General features: G+C 66.7%; 24 protein-coding genes. 16 read left to right on the top strand and 8 right to left on the bottom strand.

Translation table 11 applies throughout. The features are described from left to right. Positions 1–31 precede the first annotated feature (31 nt). Positions 32–925 (top strand): rhodanese-related sulfurtransferase, encoded by an 894-nt coding sequence (locus tag NIBR502772_RS20475; RefSeq protein ID WP_141141573.1) that lies wholly within the window; start codon positions 32–34, stop codon positions 923–925. Between the two features lie 22 nt (positions 926–947). Here NIBR502772_RS20475 and NIBR502772_RS20470 read toward each other — a convergent pair whose 3' ends face one another. Next, positions 948–1,541 (bottom strand): hypothetical protein, encoded by a 594-nt coding sequence (locus NIBR502772_RS20470; RefSeq protein ID WP_141141572.1) that lies wholly within the window; start codon positions 1,539–1,541, stop codon positions 948–950. Between the two features lie 88 nt (positions 1,542–1,629). After that, positions 1,630–2,067 (bottom strand): hypothetical protein, encoded by a 438-nt coding sequence (locus NIBR502772_RS20465; RefSeq protein WP_141141571.1) that lies wholly within the window; start codon positions 2,065–2,067, stop codon positions 1,630–1,632. Between the two features lie 138 nt (positions 2,068–2,205). On the opposite strand from NIBR502772_RS20465, the gene NIBR502772_RS20460 reads away from it, so the two are divergent. From NIBR502772_RS20460 to proC, 6 genes are all read left to right on the top strand, one after another. After that, positions 2,206–2,988: a MerR family transcriptional regulator gene (locus NIBR502772_RS20460; protein ID WP_141141570.1), complete on the top strand. Its 783-nt coding sequence runs from the start codon at positions 2,206–2,208 to the stop codon at positions 2,986–2,988. 39 nt (positions 2,989–3,027) lie between these two features. Beyond that, a complete protein-coding gene (locus NIBR502772_RS20455; RefSeq protein WP_141141569.1) occupies positions 3,028–4,770 on the top strand; it encodes a methyltransferase in 1,743 nt (580 codons plus the stop codon). 156 nt (positions 4,771–4,926) lie between these two features. Next, positions 4,927–7,656, top strand: coding sequence for a type I DNA topoisomerase (gene topA, locus NIBR502772_RS20450; protein WP_141141568.1), 2,730 nt, complete (start codon positions 4,927–4,929; stop codon positions 7,654–7,656). Positions 7,657–7,794: 138 nt separating this feature from the next. Further along, positions 7,795–8,247, top strand: a complete 453-nt coding sequence (locus tag NIBR502772_RS20445; RefSeq protein WP_141141567.1) for an SseB family protein — start codon at positions 7,795–7,797, stop codon at positions 8,245–8,247. Between the two features lie 52 nt (positions 8,248–8,299). Beyond that, positions 8,300–9,304, top strand: a complete 1,005-nt coding sequence (locus tag NIBR502772_RS20440; RefSeq protein WP_141141566.1) for a Ppx/GppA phosphatase family protein — start codon at positions 8,300–8,302, stop codon at positions 9,302–9,304. A gap of 282 nt (positions 9,305–9,586) precedes the next feature. Next, positions 9,587–10,420 (top strand): pyrroline-5-carboxylate reductase, encoded by an 834-nt coding sequence (gene proC, locus NIBR502772_RS20435; RefSeq protein WP_141141565.1) that lies wholly within the window; start codon positions 9,587–9,589, stop codon positions 10,418–10,420. Between the two features lie 44 nt (positions 10,421–10,464). On the opposite strand, the gene NIBR502772_RS20430 is transcribed toward proC, so the two are convergent. Continuing rightward, positions 10,465–11,103, bottom strand: coding sequence for a TrkA family potassium uptake protein (locus NIBR502772_RS20430; RefSeq protein ID WP_210412469.1), 639 nt, complete (start codon positions 11,101–11,103; stop codon positions 10,465–10,467). A gap of 40 nt (positions 11,104–11,143) precedes the next feature. Next, positions 11,144–12,577, bottom strand: a complete 1,434-nt coding sequence (locus NIBR502772_RS20425; protein ID WP_141141564.1) for a TrkH family potassium uptake protein — start codon at positions 12,575–12,577, stop codon at positions 11,144–11,146. 103 nt (positions 12,578–12,680) lie between these two features. On the opposite strand from NIBR502772_RS20425, the gene NIBR502772_RS20420 reads away from it, so the two are divergent. Beyond that, the gene (locus NIBR502772_RS20420; protein WP_141141563.1) at positions 12,681–13,892 is read left to right on the top strand and encodes an acetoin utilization protein AcuC; all 1,212 of its coding nucleotides are present in this window, start codon (positions 12,681–12,683) and stop codon (positions 13,890–13,892) included. Between the two features lie 79 nt (positions 13,893–13,971). Next, positions 13,972–14,514: a helix-turn-helix transcriptional regulator gene (locus NIBR502772_RS20415; protein WP_141141562.1), complete on the top strand. Its 543-nt coding sequence runs from the start codon at positions 13,972–13,974 to the stop codon at positions 14,512–14,514. Between the two features lie 122 nt (positions 14,515–14,636). Here NIBR502772_RS20415 and NIBR502772_RS20410 read toward each other — a convergent pair whose 3' ends face one another. After that, the gene (locus tag NIBR502772_RS20410) at positions 14,637–15,968 is read right to left on the bottom strand and encodes an alpha-hydroxy acid oxidase (RefSeq protein ID WP_141141561.1); all 1,332 of its coding nucleotides are present in this window, start codon (positions 15,966–15,968) and stop codon (positions 14,637–14,639) included. 95 nt (positions 15,969–16,063) lie between these two features. Here NIBR502772_RS20410 and NIBR502772_RS20405 point away from each other — a divergent pair, with 95 nt between their 5' ends. Then, positions 16,064–16,786, top strand: a complete 723-nt coding sequence (locus NIBR502772_RS20405; RefSeq protein WP_141141560.1) for a FadR/GntR family transcriptional regulator — start codon at positions 16,064–16,066, stop codon at positions 16,784–16,786. 13 nt (positions 16,787–16,799) lie between these two features. On the opposite strand, the gene NIBR502772_RS20400 is transcribed toward NIBR502772_RS20405, so the two are convergent. Then, positions 16,800–17,834: a LacI family DNA-binding transcriptional regulator gene (locus NIBR502772_RS20400; protein WP_141141559.1), complete on the bottom strand. Its 1,035-nt coding sequence runs from the start codon at positions 17,832–17,834 to the stop codon at positions 16,800–16,802. 364 nt (positions 17,835–18,198) lie between these two features. Between NIBR502772_RS20400 and NIBR502772_RS20395 the strand changes: the two genes are divergently transcribed. Genes NIBR502772_RS20395 through NIBR502772_RS20375 form a run of 5 tightly spaced genes read left to right on the top strand, consistent with a single transcriptional unit; the run spans position 18,199 to position 24,154 of the window. Further along, the gene (locus NIBR502772_RS20395) at positions 18,199–19,635 is read left to right on the top strand and encodes a Gfo/Idh/MocA family protein (RefSeq protein ID WP_141141558.1); all 1,437 of its coding nucleotides are present in this window, start codon (positions 18,199–18,201) and stop codon (positions 19,633–19,635) included. 27 nt (positions 19,636–19,662) lie between these two features. Beyond that, positions 19,663–20,631 carry an NAD(P)-dependent oxidoreductase gene (locus NIBR502772_RS20390; RefSeq protein WP_141141557.1) on the top strand — a complete coding sequence of 323 codons (969 nt, stop codon included), beginning with the start codon at positions 19,663–19,665 and terminating at the stop codon, positions 20,629–20,631. Next, a complete protein-coding gene (locus NIBR502772_RS20385; RefSeq protein ID WP_141141556.1) occupies positions 20,628–21,533 on the top strand; it encodes a 5-dehydro-4-deoxyglucarate dehydratase in 906 nt (301 codons plus the stop codon). Before NIBR502772_RS20390 ends, NIBR502772_RS20385 begins: the two co-directional genes overlap by 4 nt. After that, entirely contained in the window at positions 21,533–22,642 is a 1,110-nt protein-coding gene (locus NIBR502772_RS20380) for a mandelate racemase/muconate lactonizing enzyme family protein (protein WP_141141555.1), read from the top strand. The genes NIBR502772_RS20385 and NIBR502772_RS20380 overlap by 1 nt, the downstream gene beginning before the upstream one ends. 60 nt (positions 22,643–22,702) lie before the next feature. Then, positions 22,703–24,154, top strand: coding sequence for an aldehyde dehydrogenase (NADP(+)) (locus NIBR502772_RS20375; protein ID WP_141141554.1), 1,452 nt, complete (start codon positions 22,703–22,705; stop codon positions 24,152–24,154). A gap of 1,032 nt (positions 24,155–25,186) precedes the next feature. Here the strand turns inward: NIBR502772_RS20375 and NIBR502772_RS20370 are convergent. Continuing rightward, positions 25,187–25,639, bottom strand: a complete 453-nt coding sequence (locus NIBR502772_RS20370) for a hypothetical protein (RefSeq protein ID WP_141141553.1) — start codon at positions 25,637–25,639, stop codon at positions 25,187–25,189. Positions 25,640–25,825: 186 nt separating this feature from the next. On the opposite strand from NIBR502772_RS20370, the gene NIBR502772_RS20365 reads away from it, so the two are divergent. Next, positions 25,826–26,080 carry a hypothetical protein gene (locus tag NIBR502772_RS20365; protein WP_141141552.1) on the top strand — a complete coding sequence of 85 codons (255 nt, stop codon included), beginning with the start codon at positions 25,826–25,828 and terminating at the stop codon, positions 26,078–26,080. A 321-nt stretch (positions 26,081–26,401) separates the two neighbouring features. Here the strand turns inward: NIBR502772_RS20365 and NIBR502772_RS20360 are convergent, their stop codons facing one another. Further along, positions 26,402–26,833 (bottom strand): DUF309 domain-containing protein, encoded by a 432-nt coding sequence (locus NIBR502772_RS20360; RefSeq protein WP_141141551.1) that lies wholly within the window; start codon positions 26,831–26,833, stop codon positions 26,402–26,404. Between the last annotated feature and the right edge of the window lie 15 nt (positions 26,834–26,848).

Here is a 26,848-nt window from a genome sequence, read left to right as displayed (position 1 = left end):
CGGTGCCCGGCAACCCAGTACCCTTAAATACGTGGCTTTGAACCGAATTGTGCTCTTTTACGGCTTTACCCCCATCGCTGATCCGGACGCGGTGCGGCTCTGGCAGCGTGCCCTGTGCGAAAAACTCGGGCTGACCGGACGCATCCTCCTTTCCAAGGACGGCATCAACGCCACGGTGGGCGGCGAGATCGGCGCCGTCAAGCAATACGTGAAGACCACACGCGAATACAAGGGATTCCACGGCATCGACGTGAAATGGTCCGACGGCGGCGCGGAGGACTTCCCGCGGCTGAGCGTTAAGGTCCGGGACGAGATCGTCTCCTTCGGCGCGCCCGGCGAACTCAAGGTGGATGAGCACGGCGTGGTGGGCGGCGGCACCCACCTGAAGCCCGAGGAACTGCACGAACTGGTGGAGGCCACCAAACAGGTCGGCGAGGACGTGGTGTTCTTCGACGGCCGCAACGCCTTCGAGGCCCAGATCGGCAAGTTCAAGGACGCGATCGTCCCTGACGTTGCCACTACCCACGATTTCATCAAGGAGCTCGACTCCGGCAAGTACGACGCCCTCAAGGACAAACCGGTGGTCACCTATTGCACCGGCGGCATCCGCTGCGAGGTGCTCTCCAGCCTGATGGTGAACCGCGGTTTCAAACAGGTGTACCAGCTCGACGGCGGGATCGTCCGCTACGGCGAAACGTTCAAGGACCAGGGCCTCTGGGAAGGCTCGCTCTACGTGTTCGACAAGCGCATGCACCTGGAATTCAGTGAGGACGCCAAGACCATCGGTGAATGCGTCCGCTGTGCCGCGCCCACCAGCAAGTTCGAGAACTGTTCCAACCCGAGCTGCCGCACGCTGACCTTGTATTGCGCTGAGTGTGCCGCCAGCCCGGAGACGCTGCGCTGCCCCGAAGGCTGCGCGGCCTGAGTTGCGTGGCAGGCACAACAGCTCAAAGCCGGGCCAACCGGTACGCGAAATTGGCAGGGGACTGCGCTTCGACCTGGAAATGCAGCACCGTTTCCTTGGACAGGTAGATCACGCTTTCGCGCCGTGATCCGCAGCGCAGGCTGAGGTCCACCATGGTGAATTCGTCATTGCGGACTTTGAAGTCGACGCGCCGCTGGCTGCGGCACACCAGCACCAGGACGTAGGTTCCGGTGGGGAGGGGTGCCGTCGCGTCCGTACGGACTTCCTCCGCGCGCAACAGGCCGAACGTCCTGTGCGCCACCTGCAGGCCGGGCCCCACCTGGGACTCCGTCAGCCAGGCCTCCATTTCAGCCTCGCTGACGGGATCGTTCCGCCACAGCTCAGCCTGCGGCCCCGACTCGGTCACCTCCGGCGCGGCCGGGGCCCCGGTGGGACGCCACCCTTCGTCGTACGTGTATTCACATCCGGCGAGCGCAGTTCCGGCCACGAGGGCGCCCGCCGTCCAGAGTACGACGGCGGCCCTCACCCGGGTGCGCACGGAGACTGACCGGGACGGGCAAGCGCCCGGACGAAGTACCGCCCTGCGGGGCGGCGGCGCCCCCTGCGTTGCGGGCATACTCCGACTCTATGCCCGGCAGGGACCCCAATCCAGAGCCTCGGGCATCACCCGTCCGGCGGTCAGCTGCACGGTGGATCCGACGGGACTAACCCGCGGTGACCAATTGGTAGGCGTAGATCAGCGGCGCGTCGACGCTGGAGGCGCTGAGCTCCAGCGGTCCGGATTCCGGGAGTGTGATTTTGCGGGACTCCGGCGTGCCGTAGCAGGCGGCCCCGAGGTCGGCCAGTTCCTTGCCGCCGGACCGCACTGCGAGGAAGGCCTTGCCGCCGCCTTCGCAGACGAGTGTCAGCGTGTACGTGCCTGCCGGCACGTTCTCCGTATGGTCAATGGGTTGGGCGTTGAGAATCTTGCCGGAATCCTCGGCAACAACGCCGCTGGCCGACGGCAGTGCCGTGGCTTTCCATGCCGGCACATCGGCGTTCTCCACCGAAAGCTGCTGCGCGCAGGCAGAGAGGCCCAGGAGGACAGCTGCGGCAGCCACAGCGGAGAGGGCGCGCGGAAAGGACGAAGGAATAACAGCCATGCTTCCAACTTACCCGGCTCCATCTGTGCTCCGTGATTCGGTGTCTTGACCTTGACGCTACGTCAACATTTATCGTTGAAGCATCAGCCGGACCGGAACGTCCGGACCATCCCGCAAACAGGCAGGAAGGAGGAATACATGGACTGGTCCATCCAGGACATCGCCCGGATCGCAGGGACCACCAGCAGGACGCTACGGCACTATGACGACATCGGCCTGCTCAAGCCCAGCCGCACCGGCCACAACGGTTACCGCTACTACAACCAGGCGGCGCTGGTGCAGCTCCAGCGCATCCTGCTCCTGCGCGGGCTGGGGCTGGGCCTGCCGGTGATCAGCCAGGTGCTCGACGACGAAACGGACGCCGCCCAGGCCCTCACCGGGCATCTCGAATGGCTCAAGCAGGAACAGGACAGGCTGGCGCGGCAGATCGCGTCGGTCACACAAACCATCGAAGCAGTGAAAGGAGGTGGCGAAATCATGGCAGAGGACATGTTCAACGGTTTCGACCACACGCAGTACAAGGACGAAGTGGAGGAACGCTGGGGCAAGGACGCCTACGCGAAGGGGGATTCGTGGTGGCGCGGCATGAGCACCGAGGAGAAGGCCGCGTGGAAGCAGCGCTCGCAGAAGCTCGGCGAGGACTGGATCGCAGCCGCCACGGCGGGTATCGCACCGGACAGCGCGGAGGCCCAGGACATCGCGAGGCGGCACGTCGAATGGCTGACCGGCATCCCGGGCACCCCGGCGTCGGACGCCCGCGGCCAGGCTGACCGCAGGGGCAACGCTGACGTCAAGGCATACGTCACCGGGCTCGGCGAAATGTACGTCGCTGACCCCCGCTTCGCGAAGAACTACGGCGGCGCGGAGGGCGCCGGCTTCGTCCGGGATGCCCTGAAGATCTACGCGGCGGAGAACCTGTAGCCCGTCAGGAGGAAGCGTGCCCGCCAATAGACTTGGGCGGTGACTGATTCCACGCTTTTCCTGGCCGGCAACACCCCCGATGCCCCGCGCAGCGACCTCCCCGGGCTGCTGACGGCGCTCGCCGCGGACCTGCGCCGGGTGGATTACACGCTCGACGGCGTGGCGGGGCTGCTGGGCGAGTCAGCCTACCGCGCGCTGAACCGGGACCAGATCATCCCGGCGCTGCTGGCCACCGAAAGCGCCCTTCAGATTGATGCGGCAGAGGGTGCGCCTGCGCACGGTGAGAAGACGACGGCGGCGCTCGCCGCCGTCGTCCGTCTCTGGCTCCTGGCGGAACCGCAAACACGGGAAACGCTCGACGCCGCCCTGCCGGGAATCCGGGCCGACGGCCTGATCGAGCTGGGGCTGCTCGAGCCCGTGCCCGGCCCAGATCGGCCCGGCCCAGATCGGCCCGGCCCCGAGCTGACCGCCGCCGATCAGCCGGCGCAGGACTTGCAGGCCAAGGCGGACCTGCGGCCGTACGGCTGGGGCGCCAATGAGGACGGCAGCGGCGGCGCCGAGCTCTGGGTGGCCAGCGACCTCGCCGCGCACCAGCAGGCCGGCATGCTGCGGCACGACCACGTGCTGGGGATCGGGCAGGCGTCCACCACGCTGGTGCAGACCACCGTCCGCCGCCACGTCGCCAAGGCCCTGGACCTGGGCACGGGCTGCGGCATCCAGTCCTTCCACCTCCTGCACCATGCCGAGCACGTGACGGCAACGGACATCTCGGAGCGGGCGCTGGCTTTCACACGGTTCAACCTCCTCCTTAATGCCGAGGCCCTGCACCTGGACCCGGACAGGCTGGAGGACCGGGTCAGCCTTCGGCTGGGGTCGCTCCTGGGGCCGGTGGCGGGGGAGGAATTCGAACTGGTGGTGTCCAACCCGCCGTTCGTCATCACCCCGCGGACCCTGGGCGAAGCCGCGTCCGGGCAGTTCACCTACCGTGACGGCGGCCTGCCCGGCGATGACATTGTGTCCTCGCTCGTGGCGGCGCTGCCCGGTGCCCTGGCCCCGGGCGGCACCGCGCAGCTGCTGGGCAACTGGGAAATTCCCGCGGGGACCGAGTGGTACGTACGGCCCAAGAGCTGGATCGGTCCGGAAGCGGATGCCTGGTTCATCCAGCGCGAGCAGGTGGGCCCGGAGCAGTACGCCGAAACGTGGCTGCAGGACGCGTCCGAATCCCGCGACCGGAAGCATTACCGGGATGCCTACGCCGCCTACCTGGCGGACTTCGCTTCCCGGAACGTGGCGGGGATCGGCTTCGGGATGATCTGGCTGCGCCGGCCGCTGTCGGAATCCGGCGCCGCCTCCATCAGCCGTTTCGAGGAAATCACGTACCCCATTGAGCAGCCCATCGGGCCTCACCTGGGCGCCGCCGTCGAGCGTTCCGACTGGCTGGCCGCCAACAGCCTGGCGGACGCGCACCTGCTCGTGGCGGACGACGTCACCGAGGAACGCCATCAGCGCCCCGGCGCCGAACACCCCGGCGTGATCCTGCTGCGCCAGGGTGCGGGCCTGCGCCGGACCAACCTGCTCAGCACCGAACTCGCCGGATTTGTCTCCGCCTGCGACGGTGACCTCTCCGTCGGCCAGATCATCGGAGCCCTTGCTGCGCTGCTCGGCGGGAGCCTAGCCGGGGAGGACGGGTTCGACGGCGACGCGTTCCGGACCAGGCTGCTCGACGACGTCGCGAACCTGGTCAGCGACGGTTTCCTGGTTCCTTCCGAGCCTGCTGAATAGCGGTTTTCCGGGCCCCGGAACACCCCAAGTCGGCGTCCCGGATGTGCCTGATGAGTCAACGGGTTTTCCACATGAATGCGCACTATTGTCCAAAATATGGTGAACTAGGCCAATATGGGCTCATCTGCCCGAGCAACCTTTTTCTGTAGGAGCACCGTGCCAAGCAAGGCCAAAACAGGCAAGAAACTCGTGATTGTGGAGTCTCCGGCCAAGAGCAAGACCATCGCCAAGTACCTCGGCGAGGGCTTCATCGTAGAGGCCTCCATTGGTCACATCCGCGACCTGCCGCAGCCGTCTGAGCTTCCTGCAGAACTGAAGAAAACCTCGGTGGGCAAGTTCGCCGTCGACATCGAAAACGACTTCAAACCGTATTACGTGGTGTCCGCGGACAAGCGGAAAAAGGTCACCGAGCTGAAGGCCGCGCTCAAGGATGCCGACGCCCTCTATCTCGCAACCGATGGGGACCGCGAGGGCGAGGCCATCGCGTGGCACCTGCTGGAAGTGCTCAAGCCCAAGGTCCCGGTGTACCGGATGACGTTCGGCGAAATCACCAAGGAAGCCATCCACCGCGCCATGGACAACCTGCGCGATGTTGATACGGCCCTGGTGGACGCGCAGGAAACCCGCCGCGTCCTTGACCGCCTCTACGGCTACGAGATTTCCCCCGTGCTCTGGCGCAAGGTTGCCCGCGGACTGTCCGCCGGCCGCGTGCAGTCTGTGGTCACGCGCATGGTGGTGGACCGTGAACGCGAACGCATGGCCTTCAAGGCCGCCTCGTACTGGGACCTCACGGGCCAGTTCGGCGCCGGTGCCGGTTCGTTCAAGGCGAAACTCGCTGCGGTTGACGGGGCCAAGGTCGCTTCGGGCCGGGACTTCAACGACGACGGCGTCCTCACCTCGCGCAATGCGGCGCACCTCAACGAGGAACTCGCCACGTCACTGGCCGCAGGTCTCCAGGATGCGGACTTCCGCGTCCGGTCCGTGGACACCAAGCCGTACACACGCCGTCCGGCCGCGCCGTTCACCACGTCCACGCTGCAGCAGGAGGCCGGCCGCAAGCTCCGCTTCTCCTCAAAGAGCACCATGCAGGTGGCCCAGCGGCTGTACGAAAACGGCTACATCACCTATATGCGTACCGACTCCTCGGCGCTGAGCGACGAAGCCGTCACGGCCGCCCGCCGCCAGGCCTCCGAGCTGTACGGCCCGGAGTACATCCCGGCGTCGCCCCGCGTCTACACCAGCAAGGCTGCGAACGCGCAGGAAGCCCACGAGGCCATCCGCCCCGCCGGCGACTCCTTCCGCACGCCGGCGCAGGTGGCCAAGCAGCTCTCCGGCGACGAGTTCCGCCTGTACGAACTGATCTGGAAGCGCACCGTCGCATCCCAGATGGGTGACGCCAAGGGCTCGACGGCGACCATCCGCCTGGGTGCCGTGGCCACCGATGGCCGGGACGCCGAGTTCTCCGCCTCCGGTACCGTCATCACGTTCCCGGGCTTCCTGGCCGCCTATGAAGAAGGCAAGGACGAAAGCCGCGGGGACGACGACTCCGACGAAGCCCGGCGGCTGCCGAACGTGGCCAAGGACGATGCCCTCACGGCGTCGGACATTGTTGCCGTGGGCCACGAGACCTCGCCGCCTCCGCGCTTCACCGAAGCTTCGCTGACGGCCGAGCTGGAAAAGAAGGGCATCGGCCGCCCGTCAACCTATGCCTCCACCATTTCCACCATCCAGGACCGCGGCTACGTCCGGAAGCAGGGTTCCGCGCTGGTGCCCAGCTGGATCGCGTTCTCCGTGATCCGCCTGCTTGAGCAGCACTTCACGGACTATGTGGACTACGAGTTCACGGCGGACATGGAAGGCGACCTAGATAAGATCGCCAACGGCCAGGCCGTTGGGTCTGCTTGGCTCAAGCACTTCTACTACGGTGAAGACTCCGATCCGGGCTTGCTCAGCATCGTGAACAACCTGGGCGAGATCGACGCCCGGGAAATCAACTCCATTCCCATCACGGATGAGATCACGCTGCGGGTGGGCAAGTTCGGCCCGTACCTGGAAAGCTCCGCTGCCACGGTGGACGCCAAGACCGGTGAAATCGTGGAGAACTCCCGCGCCAACGTCCCCGAGGACCTGGCGCCGGACGAACTGACGGCGGCGAAGGCCATCGAACTGATGGAAACGGCTGCGCCGGAAGAACGCGTACTGGGCGACGACCCCCACACCGGGCACAGCGTTGTCGCCAAGAACGGCCGCTACGGCGCCTACGTCACGGAAGTCATCCCGGAGATGACCGAGGAACAGCTGGCCAACCAGCCCGTGGAGTACTACAAGAACGGCAAGCCGAAGCCGCCGAAAAAGCCCGTCAAGGCCAAGCCGCGCACCGGTTCGCTGTTCGCGTCCATGACTGTGGATTCCGTGACCCTGGACGAAGCGCTGCAGCTGATGAGCCTGCCCCGCGCCCTGGGTGAGGACGCCGAAGGCAACCTCATCACGGTGCAGAACGGCCGCTTCGGTCCGTACCTGAAGAAGGGCACGGACTCCCGCTCCATCGGAACCGAAGAGGAAATCTTCACCATCACGCTGGAGCAGGCACTGGAGATCTACTCCCAGCCCAAGCAGCGCGGTGCCCGTGCCGCGGTGGCCCCGCTGGCCGAGTTCGGACCGGACCCCGTTTCCGAGAAGAACATCGTGGTGAAGGAAGGCCGCTTCGGCCCGTACATCACCGACGGCATCACCAACATCACCGTCCCGCGGTCCACGTCGCTGGAGGAACTGACCCGCGAACAGGCCATTGAACTGCTCGCCGAGAAGCGGGCCAAGGGTCCGGTCAAGCGCGCCACAACGGCCCGCAAGCCCCCGGCCAAGAAGAAGGCTCCAGCCAAGAAGTAACTCAGGGCCGGGATGGCAGAAATCCTCGGCGTGCTCGCTCGTTCCTCGCTTAGACGCACGCTGCCGGATTCCTCCCATCCCGGCCCGTGTGTCATCCTCGGAATTGCGGTGGCGGGCACAACGTGGTCGAGTAGATACATGACTGAACAGCCCGGCACAGCCGATCTCACGCCGCTCAACGAACTCGAAGAGAAGCTTGCCCTGGGCGGCCAGCCTGAGGGCAGCCCGGTGGACGTCATCCTGTCCTTCCTCAACAGCGAGGTCTACGTCATCAGCACCGACGGGATCGAGGGGGAGGATTCCCAGGTGGAGCCGCTGGTATTGGCGAACGCCGACGGCGAGCCCGTCCTTGCGGTGTTCTCGCACCCAAGCCGCGTTGACGAGCAGTATCTTGAGGCGGCCCCGAACGTCCTGGGGACCCAGGGTGCAGCCATCATCGCCAACATTGGCGAGGAATTGGGCATGGTGATCAACCCCGGCGCTGCGTACGGGTTTGAGATCAACCCCGAGGGCGTCGCCAACATCAAGCGCGACTTCAAGCGGGCAGATGAGCTTCCCGACGGCGCACCCGAGGACACCTCCGCAAACTGACATCTTAAGTGCAGGTTGTGAGTGAGGGCCCGGGCGGGGGAATAATGGCAGGATGCGGCTAGGCGTCCTTGATATCGGGTCAAACACTGTCCACCTTCTCCTGGTGGATGCCCACCCTGGCGCGCGTCCGGTGCCTTTCGCGTCGCACAAACGGCCCATATCCCTGGTCCAATACCTGGATACCGACGGCAACATCACCGACGAAGGGCAGCACGAGCTGACCGAATTCGTCCTTGAAGCCTGGGAGTTTGCCGCCAGGCACAAAGCGGACGACCTTCTGGCTTTCTGTACGTCTGCCATCCGTGAAGCCACTAACGGCCCTGCCGTGCTGGCCCGGGTCAAGCACGAAACCACTGTCACCCTGCAGGAACTGACCGGCAGCGAAGAAGCCTCCATGACATTCTTCGCCGTCCGCCGCTGGTACGGCTGGGGTGCGGGACCGATCCTGAACCTGGACATCGGCGGCGGCTCCTTCGAAATGGCCTTCGGGCAGGACGAACTGCCCGAAGTGGCCACTTCGGTGCCGCTGGGCGCCAGCCGCCTGACCCGCGACTGGCTGGCTGAGGACCCGCCTTCCGCCAAGAGCGTCAAAGAGCTGCGCCGCTACATCCGGGCCACCCTGGCCCCGGCGGTCAGGCAGTTCGACGGCCTGGGCCGCGCCAACGTTGTGGCTGGAACCTCCAAGACCTTCCGGTCGCTCGCCAGGGTCGCCGGAGCAGCCCCGAGCGCCGCAGGGCCCTACGTGAAGCGCACACTTAACGCCACTGATCTGGGCGTGTGGGCGCAGCGCATTTCAGCCATGAAGTCCGAGGACCGGCTCTTTCTGCCCGGCGTGTCCGAGGCCCGCGCGCACCAGCTGCTCGCCGGGGCTCTGGTGGCCGAGGCTGCCTTGGAAATGTTCAAGTTCAAGAAGATCAGGATCTGCCCGTGGGCGCTGCGTGAAGGGCTGATCCTGCGCCGGCTCGACCAACTGGTCTTCGCCGGTCCGCTGGATCCGGCCCCGCATATCATGGAGCCCGCCGCGGCACGCCAGACGATCGAGGCTTCGCCCGCGTAAGGCCCGCCGCGGCTTGAAAACAGCGTTAATGCGAAAGCGCCGGCGTCCACAGCAGGAAAATGGGGGAAAACCTGCTGCAAACCACCGGCGCCTCGGGCAAACATCCCCATGCTTGCCGCATCACTCGCACCCTCAATGAGGTAATAACTACGTTAGGCGGCGAAGTTGTGTGCAAGCTGCAGCGAACATGGGAGTCGGCTGTGAATCGATTTCGGCGGGTTCCCGGTTTTTCCGATTCGTTCCATTTCTGCAGCGGCCCACCCGAACTGCAATGATGGAGGCATGAGCAACCGAATCGCCTTCCTGGGCTGTGGATCCATGAACGAAGCCATCCTGTCCGGCCTCCTGGCCGCCGGGACGGACCCCGCCGACGTCATAGCCACAGTCAGGCGTGCGGAACGCGCCGAGGAGCTGGCTTTGCGCCACCACGGCATCACGGCCGTCGCTGGCGAAGAGGAACCGGACAACAACAAAGACGCGGCCAAGGGCTCCAAGGTGGTGATCCTTGGCGTCAAACCCGTGGGCATCGTCGACCTTGCCCGCGAAATCAGCGGCTCCCTGTCGCCGAACGCCATTGTTGTCAGCGTGGCCGCAGCCGTGTCGCTGGCGCAACTGGAAGCTGCACTGCCTCCCGGACAGCCGGTGATCCGCGCTATGCCGAACACCCCTGCCAAGCTGGGCCGCGGCGTCGTGTCCGTCTCACCCGGAACCAACTGCACGCCGGAACAGCTCCAGACCGTCAAGGACATCCTTCGGGCCACTGGCACCGTGGTGGAGGTGCGCGAGGATCAGGTGGATGCGTTGTCGGCCATCAGCGGCTCGGGTCCCGCCTACGCGTTCTACCTGGCCGAGGCCATGGCGGCTGCCGGCGTCGAGCTGGGCCTGGATCCCGAGTTGTCGCTGCTCCTGGCGCGGGAGACGGTCGCAGGCGCGGGCTTCATGCTGGCCGAGCCGGGTGCCGATCCCTCGGCCCTGCGCAAGGGAGTGACCAGCCCCAACGGCACCACCGAACGGGCCATCGCCACCTTCGACGACCGGGGCATACCTGCCATCATCGCCGCCGGCGCCCGCGCCGCAGCGGACCGCTCCGCAGAGATCACCAGGCAGCTCGGCTAGTCCCCACCCGCTCCCTAACCTCGCAAGTCCCCACCCACCCGCAATTACGGCCGGGCGGCGAACCGTTCCAGCAGGTCCACGTGCCCGGACACGATCAGCATGTCGCGGGCGGACACCTTGGTCTCAGGGCGGGCGTAGGTGAAGTCCTCGCCGGGCGACTTCACACCCACAATCGTCACGCCGTACTTGGAACGCACCTTGGACTCATCCAGCGTGAAGCCCACCGTCTCGCGCGGCGGGTACATTTTCACGATGGCGAAATCGTCGTCGAACTCGATGAAGTCCAGCATGCGGCCGGAGACCAGGTGCGCGGCGCGGACTCCGGCGTCGGCCTCGGGATAGATCACGTGGTTCGCGCCGATCCTGGTGAGGATCTTGCCGTGAGACGGCGTGATGGCCTTGACCCAGAGGTGCTCGATGCCCAGGTCCACCAGGTTCACGGTGATCAGCACGGAGGACTCGATCGAGGTGCCCACGCCACAAACGGCGGAGCTGAACTCCTGGGCGCCGAGCTGGCGCAGCGCATCGATGTTGGTCGCGTCGGCCTCCACCACGTGTGTGAGGAGCGGCGCCCACTTCTGGACCAGGTTCCGGTCGCGTTCGATCGCCAGCACCTCGCGGCCCTGTTTCACGAGCTGCTCGGCAGTGGACGAGCCGAAGCGGCCCAGCCCGATCACCAGCACCGGCGCGTTGTGGGCGGGGCGGTTGGGCGCGCCTGAGGAATTAGCCAATGATGGGCCTCTCTTCCGGGTAGTGGTACAGCTGGCTGCGCTGGCGCAGGGCCAGGCCGGCGGCAAGGGTGACGGTACCCACGCGGCCAGCGAACATCAGGACGGTAAGGACATAAACGCCCGAGGGCGGCAGTTCGGCACTGAGGTTTGTGCTCAGTCCCACGGTGGCAAAGGCTGAAATGGTTTCGAACAGCACGCGGTCCAGGGATGCGCCGCTGATCTGCAGGAGCAGGAATGCCGAGACGGAGACCAGCGTGGCGCCGGCGACGATCACTGAGATGGCCACGCGCATGGTGCCCTGGGGAATGGTCCTGCCGTACACCTTCACGTCGGAGTCGCCGCGGGCCTCCGCGACGATGGCGAGGAACATGACGGCGATGGTGGTCACCTTGATGCCGCCCGCCGTCGACGCCGAACCGCCGCCGGCGAACATGAGGGCGTCGGTGAGCAGCATGGTGGTGGATTCCATGTGGTTTTGCTCCACCAGGTTGAACCCGCCCGAGCGGGTCATGACGGAGGCGAAGAGGGAGTGCGTGATCTTGTCGCCGAGGTCCATGTGGCCGATGGTCCGCACGTTGTCCCACTCCATCAGTGCCCACAGGACCGTGCCGGCGGCCAGCAGGATGAAGGACACCTGGATGGTCAGCTTGGTGTGGAGATTCCACTTCTTCCAGTTGAGCCCGTTCTGCTGCAGGACCATCACCACGGGGAAGCCCAGGCTGCCGAGGAACACACCGAGCATCAGCGGGATGAGGATCCACAGGTCGGTCTCGTAGGGCACAATACCGTCCGAATGCGGGGTGAAGCCGGCGTTGTTGAAGGAGGAAATTGCGTAGAAGACGCCATGCCACACCGACTGCCAGAAGGGCTCGCCCAACGTCATGAACCGGGGGATGAGCGCGAGCGCCAGGACACCCTCGATCACTACGGAGGTCACGATGACGATCCGCAGCAGCGTACCCACTTCACCGAGCCGGCCGGCGTTATTCATGGCTTCCTGCGCGATGAGCTTGCCGCGGACGCCAAGTTTCTTGCTCACCATGAGGGCCAGCAGCGACGCGAGCGTGAGGGTTCCCAAACCGCCCACAAAGATGCCGATCAGGATGACCAGCTGGCCAAAGAATGACCAGTGCACCGCCGTCGAAACAACCGTCAGGCCGGTCACGCAGACCGCGGACACCGCCGTGAACAGTGCCTGGTGTATCGGAGTGGCTGTGCCGGTGGCGGAGGAGACGGGCAGTGAGAGGATGAACGTGAAGACTAGGCAGACCACCCCGAAGGCGCTCAGGGCAAGCCGGGCGGGCGACGTATTGGCAATATCGTCAACGAAGTCGCGTACGCGGGTGAAGATCCAGAGACCTTCACGCTCCGGTGCGGCGGGGTGCCAGCTGGCCGGGTTCCGGGGCCTCGACTGGCGTTGCGTCATGGGGGGCTTTTCCTCGGTTGAAACTGTTTCCTCCAGTAGTAAACCACTAATGCCCGCGTAATGGCCGGGCTGGGGCAGTGCGTCCTCCGGTAGCCTGTCATTGATGACATTCCTGCCCGGTCTCAGCCAGCCCGCGCCACCAACGATGGTGGTGTGGAATTCGGCCATGGCGGCCTACAATTTTGGTCCCGGCCACCCCATGGCTCCGGCGCGGCTGGACCTGACGGCCCGGCTTTCCCGCAGCCTCGGCCTGCTGGACCTTGCGCATGTGTCCGTGGAGGCCCCGGAGGTTGCGTCCGATGCCGAACTGGAGACCGTGCACTCGCCTGAGTTTGTGGCTGCGGTCCGCCGGGTCAGCGACGACCCGGCCTCGCCGGATGAAGCCCACGGGCTGGGCACCGACGACGATCCTGCCTTCGCCGGCATGCACGACGCCGCCGCGAGGCTTGCAGGGGGATCGCTGGCCGCTGCGTCCGCCATCCTGGACGGATCCGCGCTCCACGCCGTGAACTTCGGAGGGGGCCTGCACCACGCCGCCCGTGACCGCGCCAGCGGCTTCTGCATCTACAACGACTCCGCCCTGGCCGTCCAGAGACTGCTCGACGGCGGCATCCGCCGTGTGGCGTACATCGACGTCGATGCGCACCATGGGGACGGGACGGAAAGTATCTTCTGGGACGACCCCCGGGTCCTGACCATTTCGCTGCATGAAAGCGGACTCACGCTTTTCCCCGGGACCGGTTTCGCGAACGAGATCGGCGGTCCGCAGGCTGAGGGCAGCGCCGTCAATGTTGCCTTGCCGTCGGGCACCGGCGACGCCGGCTGGCTGCGGGCATTCCACGCCGTGGTGCCGCAGCTCGTGGGCGCGTTCCAGCCCGAAGTCATCGTCAGCCAGCACGGCTGCGACTCGCACCGGCGTGACCCTCTGGCCCATCTGAACATCAGCGTGGACGGCCAGCGCGAGGCGGCCACCGCCGTCGGGAATCTCGCCGCCCGGCACTGCGAGGGCCGCTGGATCGCCACCGGCGGCGGCGGGTACAGCGTCACCGACGTTGTGCCGCGCTCCTGGAGCCACCTGATCGCCATCGCCGCCGGGCGCCCCGTTCCGCTCCAGACCCCGGTGCCGGAGGACTGGCGCGCGTATGTTTCGGAGAAGTTCGGCATGGACACACCGGGCCTGATGGGCGATGACGTGGAGCTCTGGTGGCGGTCCTGGGAAGTGGGCTTTGACCCCAACGACGCCGTGGACCGCACCGTGATGGCCACCCGCAAAGCCGTTTTCCCGCTGCACGGCCTTGATCCCTGGTTCGACTGATCCTTCTTCAACCCACGCGGGGCGGTCACGGGCGAAATAGTTGATGCCCGGCGGCGTATATGTCGCTAGGGTGGGAGTCATGGTGACAGACGACGTATTTGCCGTCATTGCGGAAGCAACCCGGCGCGACATTTTGGTATCCCTGCGCGCCGGGGACAAGGCAGTGGGTGAGCTCGTGGAAGAACTTTCCGCAAGCCAGCCCACCATTTCCAAGCACCTGAAAGTCCTCCGTGAGGCGCAGCTGGTCAGCATGCGGGCGCAGGGCCAGAAGCGCTATTACGCGCTGAACCCCAAACCGCTGGAGGGGATCGTCAGCTGGCTGGAGACGTTCGACGTCGGCCCGGCGGCCGCCGTCGCCAAGCCACCTCGCGCGGAGGCGGACGCCGGCACGGAGCCGCCCGTGGCTACCCCGCTGTCGGACAACGTGGCCGTTGCCGCCGTCCTCGAGCGCCCGGGCGCCGAACTGAGCCCCGCCGTCGTGATTCCCGGCGGCACCGTGGCCCCGCTCAGCGACGACACCGTCCCGCAGCAGATCGGCCGCACCGTGGGCCGCGCCGCCACGAAGGCCGCGGACCTGCTGGCCAACCTCCCGAATCTCCCCAAGTTCGGCCGCAAAAAGTAGCCCCCGCCCGGTGGTTGAGCCTGTCGAAACCTGGATCTCGCTCCCCAGCCGCTCCCTCACCTCGCAAGCTCGGTCAGGGAACCCGGCGGCCGTGGGCCCGGCTCGATCACCGGATCACCGGGCTACTTGTTGAGCAGGTGCACGTGGTCCGGGGTCAGCTCGGAGATCTTGCTGACGCCCAGCAGCGCCATGGTGCGGGCCATGTCCTTCTCAAGGATCTGCAGGGTGCGGTCCACGCCCGCCCTGCCGCCGGCCATGAGGCCGTACAGGTACGCGCGGCCGATCAGCGTGAAGTCCGCGCCCAGGGCCAGCGCGGCAATGATGTCGGCGCCGCTCATGATGCCTGTGTCCAGCATGATGGCCGCGTCCGAGTTGTCCTTGGTGAACGCTTCCTTGACGCCCGGCAGCAGGTGGAACGGGATGGGCGCGCGGTCCAGCTGGCGGCCGCCGTGGTTGGAGAGCACCACGCCGTCGGCGCCGTGGTCCACCACCTTGCGGGCGTCTTCAACGGTCTGGATGCCCTTGACCACCAGCTTGCCCTTCCAGGTTTCGCGCAGCCAGTCCAGGTCCTCGAACGTCAGGGTGGGGTCGAACATCGAGTTGATGAGGTCGGCCACGGTTCCGGTGTAGCGGGACAGCGAGGCGAAGGTCAGCGGCTCGTGCGTGAGGAAGTTAAACCACCAGGCCGGGCGGTAGGAGGCATCCAGCACGGTCTTGATAGTCAGTGCCGGCGGGATGGTCATGCCGTTGCGGACGTCGCGGAGGCGGGCGCCGGCGACGGCGGTGTCCACGGTGACCATCAGGGTGTCGTTGCCGGCCTTGGCGGCGCGCTCGATCAGTTCCAGCGAGCGGTCGCGGTCCGTCCACAGATACAGCTGGAACCAGTTGCGGCCGTTCGGGGCGGCGGCGGCAACGTCCTCGATGGACGCGGTGCCCATGGTGGAAAGGGTGTACGGAATGCCGGCGGCCTCTGCTGCCTGCGAGCCGGCGTATTCACCTTCGGACTGCATCATGCGGGTGAAGCCGGTGGGGGCGATGCCCACGGGAAGCCGGGACGGCTTGCCCAGGATGTTGGTGCTGAGGTCGATGCTGGAGACGTTGCGCAGGATGCCGGGCCGGAACTCGATGTCCAGGAAGGCCTCGCGGGCGCGGCGCAGGGTGATCTCGCCCTCGGCGGCGCCGTCCGTGTAGTCGAACGGGGCCTGCGGGGTGCGTCGCTTGGCCATGTCCCGCAGGTCCCAGATGGTGCTGGCGCGCTTCAGCCGGGCTTCCTTGCTGAACTCGGGCTTCTTGAACTGCATCAGCGGGGCCAGGTCCGAGTACTTGGGGATGCGGCGCTTCAGCGCGGCCGGCACCGCCGAAGCTGCAGGCCTAGGCGCCGTGGCGGCCGGGACGTCCGTGGCATCCGGGGCCGGCGTGACCTCGGGGTTGTTCGGCTGGATGGTGTGGGTCATGGCTGCCTCCGTTGGTGGGCCTGGCGCAGGGGATCGGCTGTGGTCTAACCACACTCTAGGCCATGTGGTCCAACCACATCAACTACGATAGCGGTATGCGTACGCACCAACTTGTCCTGACCTGGATCGAAAAGCAGCTCTCCGACGGACAGCTGAGCGTGGGCGGACGCCTGCCCGGGGAACGGACGCTCGCCGAGCAGCTGGCGGTTTCCAGGACGTCGGTGCGCGAGGCCATCCGCATCCTGGAGGCCATGGGCGTGGTCCGGGCCGGGGTTGGCTCCGGCCCAGAAGCGGGGACGGTGGTGATTTCGGATCCGACGGCGGCGCTCGGCTCCGCATTGCGGCTCCACGTTGCCACGCAGCATCTGCCCGTGTCCGACATCGTGGAAACGCGCATCCTGCTGGAGACCTGGGCGGCTGCCCGGGCCAAGCCCGATGCTCCGGAGCTGGACCTGGCCGCCACGCTCCTGGGCGAGATGGACGCCGTCGAACGCGTTGCCCGGACGGCGGATGACTTCCTGGCGCTGGATATCCGGTTCCATCTGGCCCTCGCGGACGCCGCCGGCAATGCCGTGGTCAGCGCCATGATGGGCTCGCTGCGCGAATCCATCCAGGGCTACACCGCCCGGTTTACGGCCAATCTCCCGGACTGGGATGCCACGGCGTCGCGCCTGCAGGCGGAGCACCGGGAGATTCTGGCCGCCATCAGGAACGACGACGGCGCGCGCGCGGCCGCGCTGGTGGCTGCCCACATCGAGGGGTACTACCGCGAGGGCGGGGTCGGGCGCCCGGCGGGCGGGGGCCTGGCGGAGGGCTGACCCCGGCGGCGCGTCAGCCGTGGGCCGCAGTGCGTGGTGCCTTGGCGGGCCCGCTGCTGGCCCGGATTTCCAGTCGCGGCTGGTACCGGCTGCCCGGGGCGTCGTGGTCTTCCTTGCGGATGAGTGCCCGCAGTTCACGCCAGGCCTGGCCGCCGAGCTCGGCAATGGGGACCGCCGCGGTGGTCAGGGTGGGTGTGGTGTAGCGGGCGAACGGGATGTCGTCGAAGCCGGTGACGGAGATGTCGCCCGGAACGTCCACGCCGCGTTCGTGCAGGCCGCTCATCAGGCCCATGGCCACGAGGTCGTTGAAGGCCAGGATGCCGGTGGCGCCGCTGGCCAGGACCGAGTCCACAGCCCCGTGGCCGGTGTCGAAGTCCGAGCCGCCGTCGAGCATGGTGACGTCCACCTGCGGGTGCCGGGTCTTGAACGCTTCCAGGCCCTCGAGCCGGAGGCCGTTGGAGGCGCTGCCTGCCGGACCGGCCAGGAAGGCCAGGCGTGTATGGCCGAGGCCCACCAGGTACTCGGCGAGGTCCTGGACCCCCTGCCCGTAGTCCACCACGAGACTGGGAATCCCGGCAGCCGCCGTCGTCCGGTTGATCAGGACCAGCGGGTGCAGCGACGGCGCGATTTCCTCCAGCTCGGCGTCGCTCATGCGCGGGGCGCAGAGCACCAGGCCGTCGCAGCGCCGGCGGGCCTCGCCAGCCAGGATGGCTTCCTCGCTGGAGACTTCGAAGGAATCGGCAATCAGGACGCGGTAGCCGTCCTCCGCCGCAGCCCGGCTCAATCCGCGCAGGATCGCCTGGAAGGTGGGGTTGGCAAGGTCCGGCACCACAATACCGATGGTGTCCGTTTTTCCCAGCGCGAGGCTGCGCCCCACGGGATTGGGTTGGTATTTGAGCTCGACGGCGGCCGCCCGCACCCGTGCCGCGATGTCCGGGTCCACGGTGAAGTTGCCGTTCATGACGCGCGAAACGGTGGCGTGCGAAACCCCTGCCTTCACGGCAACGTCCGCAATGCCGATCCTGCCGGTTGCCGATTTCCTGGCCATGGCCCTGCCTTTCGTAAGTCCCGGTCCCAGTGATTACCGGCGCCCGTGGGACAGCATACAACGCTCTCGGAAACCGGTTTCCATTCGTTCGGCGCGCCGGATGAGGGCTGTGCCGCCGCAGAAACAGGCCTTTCCATCAGAAAGCGCTTTCTCTTAGAGAGGATAAGGGTTGACGGGACCGCGCGTCTATTGATAGAAATCATGTAGCAGCACTGAGAAAACGCTTTCTCGCGGCTGCGGCGACTTCCGGGCCCCGGTCCAGAGCAGCACAAGTTCCAAGCACTACAGTCCAGAGCACCACCGTCCAGCGCACCACCCGCGGCCGCAGCACGGCCGAGTATTGAAGCCTCCGAAAGGGACCCTCATGGTCAACACAGCCGAATCGAGTTCTGCTACCGCTGCCTTCACTTCAGCGCCGGAGCCAGGCACAAGTACCAGGGCCCGCATCGCCCTCATCGGCACCGGTGGCCGCTCCGAGATGTACATCCGGGCCATCTTCGGCAAGCACGCTGATACCGCGGAACTGGTGGCCTTCTCCGACGTGAACCCCGGCCGCGTCGAGTTCTACCAGAAGCTCATCCAGGAACTCGGTGCGCCCGGACCCGTCGCTTCCTTTGACCCCGCAGACCTCACCGCCTACATCCAGGCCAACAACATCGACCGCGTTGTGGTGACCACGCCGGACTACACCCACGCCGACTACATCGTGGAGGCACTCGAGGCGGGCGCCGACGTCGTGGTCGAAAAACCCCTCACCATCGACGCCGAAGGCTGCCGCCGCATCACCAAGGCCGTGGCAGAAACCGGCCGCAACGTGGTGGTCACCTTCAACTACCGCTACTCACCGCGCAACAGTGCCCTCAAGGAAATCATCCAGAGCGGCGTGATCGGCAAGGTCACCTCCATCGACTTCAGCTGGGTCCTGGACACCGTCCACGGCGCCGACTACTTCCGCCGCTGGCACCGCGAAAAGAAGAACTCCGGCGGCCTGCTGATCCACAAGGCCTCGCACCACTTCGACCTGGTCAACTGGTGGATCAACGACGTCCCGGAGCGTGTCTTCGCTTCCGGCGGCCTCAAGTTCTATGGCGACAAGAACGCTGCCGAGCGGGGCCTGGGGCCCCGTCCGGAGCGTGGAACGCCCGACGCCGAAACCCCCGTCATCGGGGACAAAACAGTCGAAAAGGATCCGTTCGCGCTGGACCTGCGTGAGGATGAGCGCCTGAAGGCCCTCTTCCTGGATAACGAGCACTACGACGGCTACCGCCGCGACCAGGACGTCTTCACGGGCGGCATCACCATCGAGGACAACCTGGCACTCGTGGTGGAGTACCAGGGCGGCCCGCGCCTGAGCTACTCCCTGAACGCCCACAGCCCGTGGGAAGGCTACCGCGTGGCCGTCAACGGCACCGAAGGCCGGGCCGAACTCGAAGTGGTGGAGCGCGCCGCCGTCCTGAACAGCACGGACAAGAAGACAGTGGTTGACCCGAGTGCCACGCCCATCGAGGAGGAAGACGCCGTCCGTCGCAACGGCGAACGCCTGGTGGTCCAGCGCCACTGGGAAGCTGCCTACGAAGTGCCCATCCTTAACGGCGAAGGCGGCCACGGCGGCGGCGACGACCTGCTCCTCTCCGACCTCTTCAACGGTCCCGGCGAGGACCCGCTGGGCCGTCCGTCCGGTTACCTCGACGGCCTCCGCTCCGTGTCCGTGGGCATTGCCGGCAACCTTTCGCTGGAGTCCTCCCTTCCCGTCCGCATCGAGGATCTCCACCTCGGCGCAGACCTTCGCCGCGGCGCCTAGTCCGCCCGAAATCCCAAAGGAACCAACATGAGCAGGATCTTTGTCACCGGCGGCTCCGGCCGCCTGGGGCGCAGCGTCGTGGCGGGGCTCGCGGAAGCGGGCCACGAGGTCATCTCGGTGGACCGCGACGCCATCCCGACGGACCAGCTGCCGGCCGGCGTTGTGCAGGAAACCGGCGACCTGCTGGCCCCGGGCGAGGCTTTGCGCCTCCTCCGGGAGACCATGCCCGACGCCGTCATCCACCTTGCGGCGATCGCCGTTCCTTTCAGCGCGCCGGAGGACGTCATCTTCGCCACCAACACCCGCATGGCCTTCGCCGTCATCAGCGCGGCCACGGAACTGGGGATCGGCAAGATCGTCACGGCGAGCAGCCCCACGGTGCTGGGCTACGGCTGCCCGGCCGGCTGGCTGCCGGACAGCTTCCCGCTGGATGAGCGCACGGTGCCAAAGCCCTGGAACGCCTACGCGCTGTCCAAGCTGATCGCCGAGCAGACCGTGCAGATGTTCGCCGCGGCGCAGGGGGAGAAGATCCGGTACGCCGCCTTCCGCCCGTGCTACGTCATCTCACCGGAGGAATGGGACGGCGCGCCCACACAGCAGGGCCACACCCTGGCCGAACGGCTGGCCGATCCCGCACTGTCCGCGCCGGCGCTGTTCAACTACGTGGACGCCCGCGATGTGGCCGATTTCCTGGACGTGCTCCTGCAGAAGATGGATACCATCCCGAACGGCGAAACGTTCTTTGTGGGGGCCGCTGATGCCCTCGCCACGGCACCGCTGGCCGAGCTGATGCCCCGCTTCCTGCCCGGCAGCGAGGCCCTCGCCGCCGGCCTGACCGGCACCAGCCCGGCCTTCTCCATCGCGAAGGCCCGTCAACTGCTCGGCTGGGAACCCAAGCGCAGCTGGCGGACCGAACTGAAGACAACCAACCACCTCAACGACGAGACATCCGCCCGGCTGGTAAGCGCCGGCAGCGGTGCCAAGGAGACATCATGAAATTCGACGGCGTTTTGTTCTTTCCCGTCACCCCGTTCACGCCGGAAGGCACCGTGGATGTGGAGCTCCTCAAGGAGCACATCGGCTCGCGGCTGCCGTTCGGACCCGGCGGCGTGTTTCCTGCCTGCGGCACCGGCGAATTCCACGCCCTGAGCATCGACGAGGTGCGCACCGTGGTGACCGCCGCCGTCGAGGTTGTGGCAGGGAAGGTTCCGGTGGTGGCCGGAGCCGGCGGGCCGCTGGGGCACGCCCTTGCTGCCGCCCGTGTGGCCGAGGAAGCCGGCGCCGATGCACTCCTGGTCCTGCCGCCGTACCTGGTCACCGGCCCCACCGACGGTTTGGTGGCGTACATCGAGGCAGTGGCCGGCGCCAGCAGCCTGCCGGTGATCGTGTACCACCGCGGCAACGCCCAGTTCACAGCCGCCTCCATGGTCCGGCTCGCCGCCAACCCCAAAGTGATCGGCTTCAAGGACGGGCTGGGCGATGTGGGCCTGGCCCAGGAGATTGTGTCCGCGGTCCGCGCCACGGGGCGCGAGGACTTCGCCTTCTTCAACGGCCTGCTGACCGCCGAACTGACCCAGGGCGCCTACCGCGGACTGGGCATCCCGCTCTACTCCTCGGCGGCATTCGCCATGGCACCGGAAATCGCCAAGGCTTACTATGACGCCTACATGGCCGGCGATGAGGACCGCCGCAACGCCCTGCTGGAGGGCTTCTACGCTCCGTTGGTGCGGCTCCGGGACCAGACCCCCGGCTTCGGCGTCTCGTTGGTCAAGGCCGGCCTGCGGCTGGGCGGACTTCCTGTTGGCCCGGTCCGTCCGCCGCTGGTGGACCCCACCGAGGACCAGCTGCTCCAGCTGAAGTCCATCCTGGCCAAGGGCTACGAGCTGGCCGGCCGCTGATGAGTGCGCCCGCGCTCGATTCCGTCCGGACCGCTCCGCTCATTACCGGTCTGACCACACGCCTCCTGACTGTCCCGCTGCGCCGCAGCTGGGGAGTGGAAGCCCCGGAAAACCACGTGATCGTCACGGAGATCCAGACGGACGACGGCGGCGCGGGGCACGGTTTTTCGTGGACGCCCACTATCGGCCCACAGGCCGTTAAAGCGCTCCTCGACTACGACATCGCACCTTTCATTGCGGGGCTGCCCGCCAACCCGGAGACGGTGTGGGATACGTTGTGGAAGCGGCTGCATGAGGCCGGCGGCGGGGGACTGACCACCATCGCCATGGCCGGCGTCGACCTCGCCCTCTGGGACCTCCAGGCACGCCGTGCCGCTACGTCGGTCACGGGCCTGCTGGGCCAGCGGCACGAGTCCGCGGAGGTGTACGGCTCAGGGGTGAACCTCCACTACACGCTGGAGGAGCTGGTGGCACAGACGGAGCGCTGGATCGCCGCGGGCCACCGGGCGGTCAAGATCAAGGTGGGCAAGCCCGATATCCGCGAGGACGCCGAGCGCGTCGCCGCAGTCCGTTCCGTCCTCGGACCGGACCGGAAGCTGATGATCGATGCCAACCAGCGGTGGGACCTGCCCACTACGTTCAAGGCCCTGGACGTGCTCGCGGAGTACGGGCTGGAATGGCTCGAGGAGCCCCTCCGCGCGGACGACCTCTGGGCGTACCGCAGGCTGCGGAGGCATTCACCCGTGCCCATCGCCCTGGGCGAAAACCTGCACACCATCTACCGTTTCCGCGATTTTATTGAGGCGGAGGCAGTGGACATCATCCAGCCGAACATCATCCGGGTCGGCGGCATCACGCCGTTCCGGCGGATCGTGGAGCTGGCCCGGACCAACAGCATCCGCGTGATGCCGCACCTGCTGCCGGAGCTGTCCGGACAGCTGGCCCTTGCCCTGGCGGAGCCCACCCTGGTGGAGGACGTGGAAGATGCGTCCTTCGAACAGCTGGGCATCCTGGCCGGGCCCGCGCCGGTCCGCTTCAGCAACAGCCGCCTCACGCTAACGGACCAGCCGGGACTTGGCTTCCGGTTCACCGAGAACCCGCAGGGCTGACAGCCTGCAATCACGACTGACCGCAGACACAACACCTCCCGACGAAATTCAGGTACCCCAGTGACAACTGCAACCCTTTCCCTCTCCGAGCTCACGGCCGCCGCCACCCGGGCGGCCTCCATCGCGGCTGCCGCCTCCGATGCCGAGCGCGCAGGCTGGCTTACCGCCGTCGCCGACGCCTTGGACGCCAACGTGGCCGAACTGGTGGAGATCGCCGATTCGGAGACCAGCCTCGGCACCGTCCGACTGACCGGCGAGGTGGCCCGCACCTCCGGCCAGCTGCGGCTGTTCGCACGCGTGATCACCGAAGGCTCCTACCTCGAAGCCGTGATTGACCACGCGGACCCCTCAGCCACCCCGCCGAAGCCGGACCTGCGCCGCATCCTGCGTCCCATCGGACCGGTGGCAGTCTTCTCGGCCTCCAACTTCCCGTTCGCGTTCTCGGTGGCCGGCGGCGACACCGCTTCGGCCCTGGCTGTGGGCTCATCGGTGATCGTCAAGGCCCACTCGGGCCACCTGAAGCTGTCCGAGCGGACGGCCGAAGTGGTCACCGCGGCCCTGCGTTCGGCCGGAGCGCCGGAGGGGCTGTTCGCGCTGGTGGCAGGCCGCGAGGTGGGTACCGCGCTGGTGCAGGATCCCGCCATCAAGGCCGTGGGCTTTACCGGGTCCATCCCGGGCGGCCGGGCGCTCTTTGACCTCGCGGTTTCGCGGCCCGACCCCATCCCGTTCTACGGCGAGCTGGGCAGCCTGAACCCGGTGGTCATCACCGCGGCCGCGCTGGCCGAACGTTCCGGCCAGCTCGCGGCGGGACTTTCAGCATCATTCACCATGGGCGCTGGCCAGTTCTGCACCAAGCCCGGCCTGGTCTTCATCCCGGCGGGCACAGAATTCGCCGCGGAACTGGCTGAGGCCAGCAAGGACAAGCCGACGGCGGCCATGCTCACCACCCGGATCTCCGACGCCTACCCGGAGGGCCTGCGCAACGTGGCTTCGCTGCCCGACGTGACCATCGTGAGCGGCACCGCGGACCAGGACGCAACCCTCGACGGCGCAGCGCCGGTGGTGTTTTCCACCTCGGCAGCGAATGTCCTGGAGCGCCCGGACGAGCTGCTGGAGGAGTGCTTCGGCCCCACCACGATGCTGATCGAATACTCTGACCAGGAAGAACTCTCCGCCGTCCTGGCCAAGGTTCCCGGCAGCCTAACCGCCACCGTCCACGCCCAGCCGGGCGAGGACATCGCGGTTCTCGTGGAGCAGCTGTCCGGCCTTGCCGGGCGGGTCCTGTTCGACGGCTGGCCCACCGGCGTCGCCGTGAACTGGGCGCAGCAGCACGGCGGCCCGTACCCGGCAACCACGTCCCTGTTCACCTCGGTGGGCGCGACGGCGGTCCGCCGCTTCCAGCGCCCTGTCGCCTACCAGGACGCTCCCGAAACGGTGCTGCACCCGGCGCTGCGCGAAAGCAACCCGCTGGGCATCCCGCGCCGCGTGGACGGTGAACTGGTTCTTCCGTAAATGTTCGCGGGCCACTATAGGGGCGCTGTCACAACGGGCCCCGGACACGTAGTGTCCGGGGCATGGTTGCATCTGGGGAACCGGTGGTAATGGGGGACACAGGAAAGTGCTGTTGCCGATGGCGGGCCTCGCCTTAGCGGCCGTCACCGCCGCATGCGGGTCGGTCCCGCCAACCGGTCCATCCAACCACCAAACGGTCCCCGAGCCGGCTGCCATCGCGGCCTCACCCTTATCGACAGCCGAATTGCCGCCGGGCATGACTCTCGCGCCGGTTCCGACGGCGCCTCCAGCCCCTGCCAGTCCGGGCGCCGACGACTGCTTAGGCCAAAGTCCGAAAGACGCTCTGACCAACGGAGTGCTGGAGTGCCAGTACTTCACTTCCGGCTCCATGGTCCCGGCCGACGTACCCTCCAGTCCGGGGGTGAGCTCCGGCGACTACGCCATCAGGTTCGCCAGCGTGGGCGGCAGTCCATGGATGTCCGTGCGGATCCCCTGCGCTTCATACGCGCTTAGAGTCACCATCGTCGGCCAAACCATCACGCCAGGTCCGGGAACCCTGGAAAGTCTTGTGGGCACCTGCGGCTTCGTGGGACGAGGAACAGAAGCGGATGGCAAAGTATCTCCAGGACCCGTTCCAGTTCGTGCAACAGGAGGCCGGTATCGTCCTGCAGAACCCGGAATGGGGAGTCACTCTGTTCGGACACCCCATACAACGCTGACTAGGTTTCCTCCTGCGACGCGTGCCGAGCCAGAACCACAGCATGCTCTGGAAAGCGATTCAGGGACCGGACATCGCCATCACCCGAGAACCCTTCCTCATGTGTCCCGTAGGGGCTTCCCTCAACGGGACGGCAAACCGACGAGCGCACTCTCCCGACAGAAGGTCTACCTCGACCTCGCCCGCCCGTGGATGTACGTCACCCTCCAGACAGCGTCATGCGGAGCGGAGTGAGTCGATCTTGGGAGCCAGTCGCGATGCTCCACCCGCCCGGTCCGATGTGGGGCCGGCGGGGCATCGGTCGCGTCGGGCTCTCAGTGGCAGTTGAAGAATTCGTTGACCGTGCCGTTCGGTCGGACGTTGAAGTGTTCGTTGACATGGTTCTTGAATGTCGACCCGTCAGAGCCTGTCCCGCGCACGTTGAAGGTGAATGTGCCTTCGACGACCTTGCCGTTGTCGTTGAAGCCGCCCCAGACCGTGAACTTGCCTGTGTAGCTCGGAAGGCCCGCCGTGACCGGCACGGCGACGAAGGTCCCTGTCTGGGTGAACGTGGCGTGAACCCGGCCGTCAGCGAAGATCGTTTCGTGGAGCACGAAGTTGCTGGTGGCAGTGATCGTGTAAAGCGGCCCGCCCCCTTCGCAGCTGGGCACCACGTCAACGAAGGTCTCGACGAGACCCTTCTCGTTGATGGTCTCCGTTATGGGTCCGGCGGCGAAGGCCGGTGCTCCGACCCACATCAGGGCTGCGGCCAGAAGTACGACAAGCATGCGGCGAACCATGGTAATCCTCCTAGTTTGTTATCCAATCCTGCCTAGGGGCGCCATGCGACAATGCGCCCCAGCTGGACTACTGCTCAGGCTCCCACTTATACTCCGGCCCAACACGTCGCGACAAGACTCATCTAAAGTGCTCGCGAAATGGGGTGCGTGCCTCGTCTGATAAATGCTCGCGAAATGCCGGCCACCGTCCGGGCGCGGCGGTGGGCTCGGCAGATGGGTCAGTCATTGTCGATGGGTGCGCGCCGGGAGATCACGAAGAAGCACGCCGCGGAGTACGCCAAGGCGTCCAAGAAGGCCAAGGGTGTGATGCTGGACCATCTGGTCGCGACGACGGGCTGGTCGCGGCCAACGCGCGACGGGCCTGACGGCCAAGAAGCGCAAGGGCCCGGCCAAGGCGGGGGCGCGCAAGCCGCGGCCGTACGGGTATGACACGCTCACTGATTCGCATCTGGAACCTCGCGGGCCGGCCCTCCGGGAAGTACCTGGCCGCGACGATGGACCTCTGGCTGCCGAGGCTGGAGGAACACGGCGAGCTGGGCCCGCCGGGTTGGACGGGCACTGTGTCGCAATGCCGACAGCGCCGGAAAAGACGGAAGGCAACTGCCGACCGGCAACGGTCGCATTCGCTCCGCCCATAAAACTGTCCGCTCAGGGTTCCCCTTATGGGACAAGTTAATGGTCAAGTAAACTCTCAGCAGTCTCTCGGAGATAGTGCCTCCGCCGCCTGCCGCGAGGATGCTGGTCGCGAGCTCAGCGGGCGGTGTCCATCCGATCACGCGCGCAACTCACAACGGCGGACAAATCGAGCCCGTAGGTCGGCCCGTCGCCTGAACCGTACTCCTCGAGTCGGGCCGCACCGCGCTCGAAGAGCCGGAGCGCGCCAACGCTGTTCCCCCGGGCGGCGTGGGTGAGCCCGACGCAGATCTGGGCAAGACCTTGCCAAAGGTTGCGTTCTTGGGCCGGCCCAGCTTTCCATCGGGCCTCAAGTACCTCATGCGCGGCGAAGGGCCGGCCCGCTTCCACCAAGCTCCGGGCCGAGACCAACGTCTCCGCCGGCGGCAGCGGCTCCTCCGAGACCGGCTCCACGCCAGCGCTTCCGTACGGCAGCGGCCGTCCAAGAGCGTCACGTGGCCGGGCCTGCCGGGGGCGCCTTGAAGCATCGCGATCCCTGTCGCCGGTCATTGCAGTTTCCGCTCT

The organism is Pseudarthrobacter sp. NIBRBAC000502772 (assembly GCF_006517235.1).
Taxonomy (GTDB): Bacteria; Actinomycetota; Actinomycetes; order Actinomycetales; family Micrococcaceae; genus Arthrobacter.
This window is presented reverse-complemented; position numbering and strand designations above follow the sequence as displayed.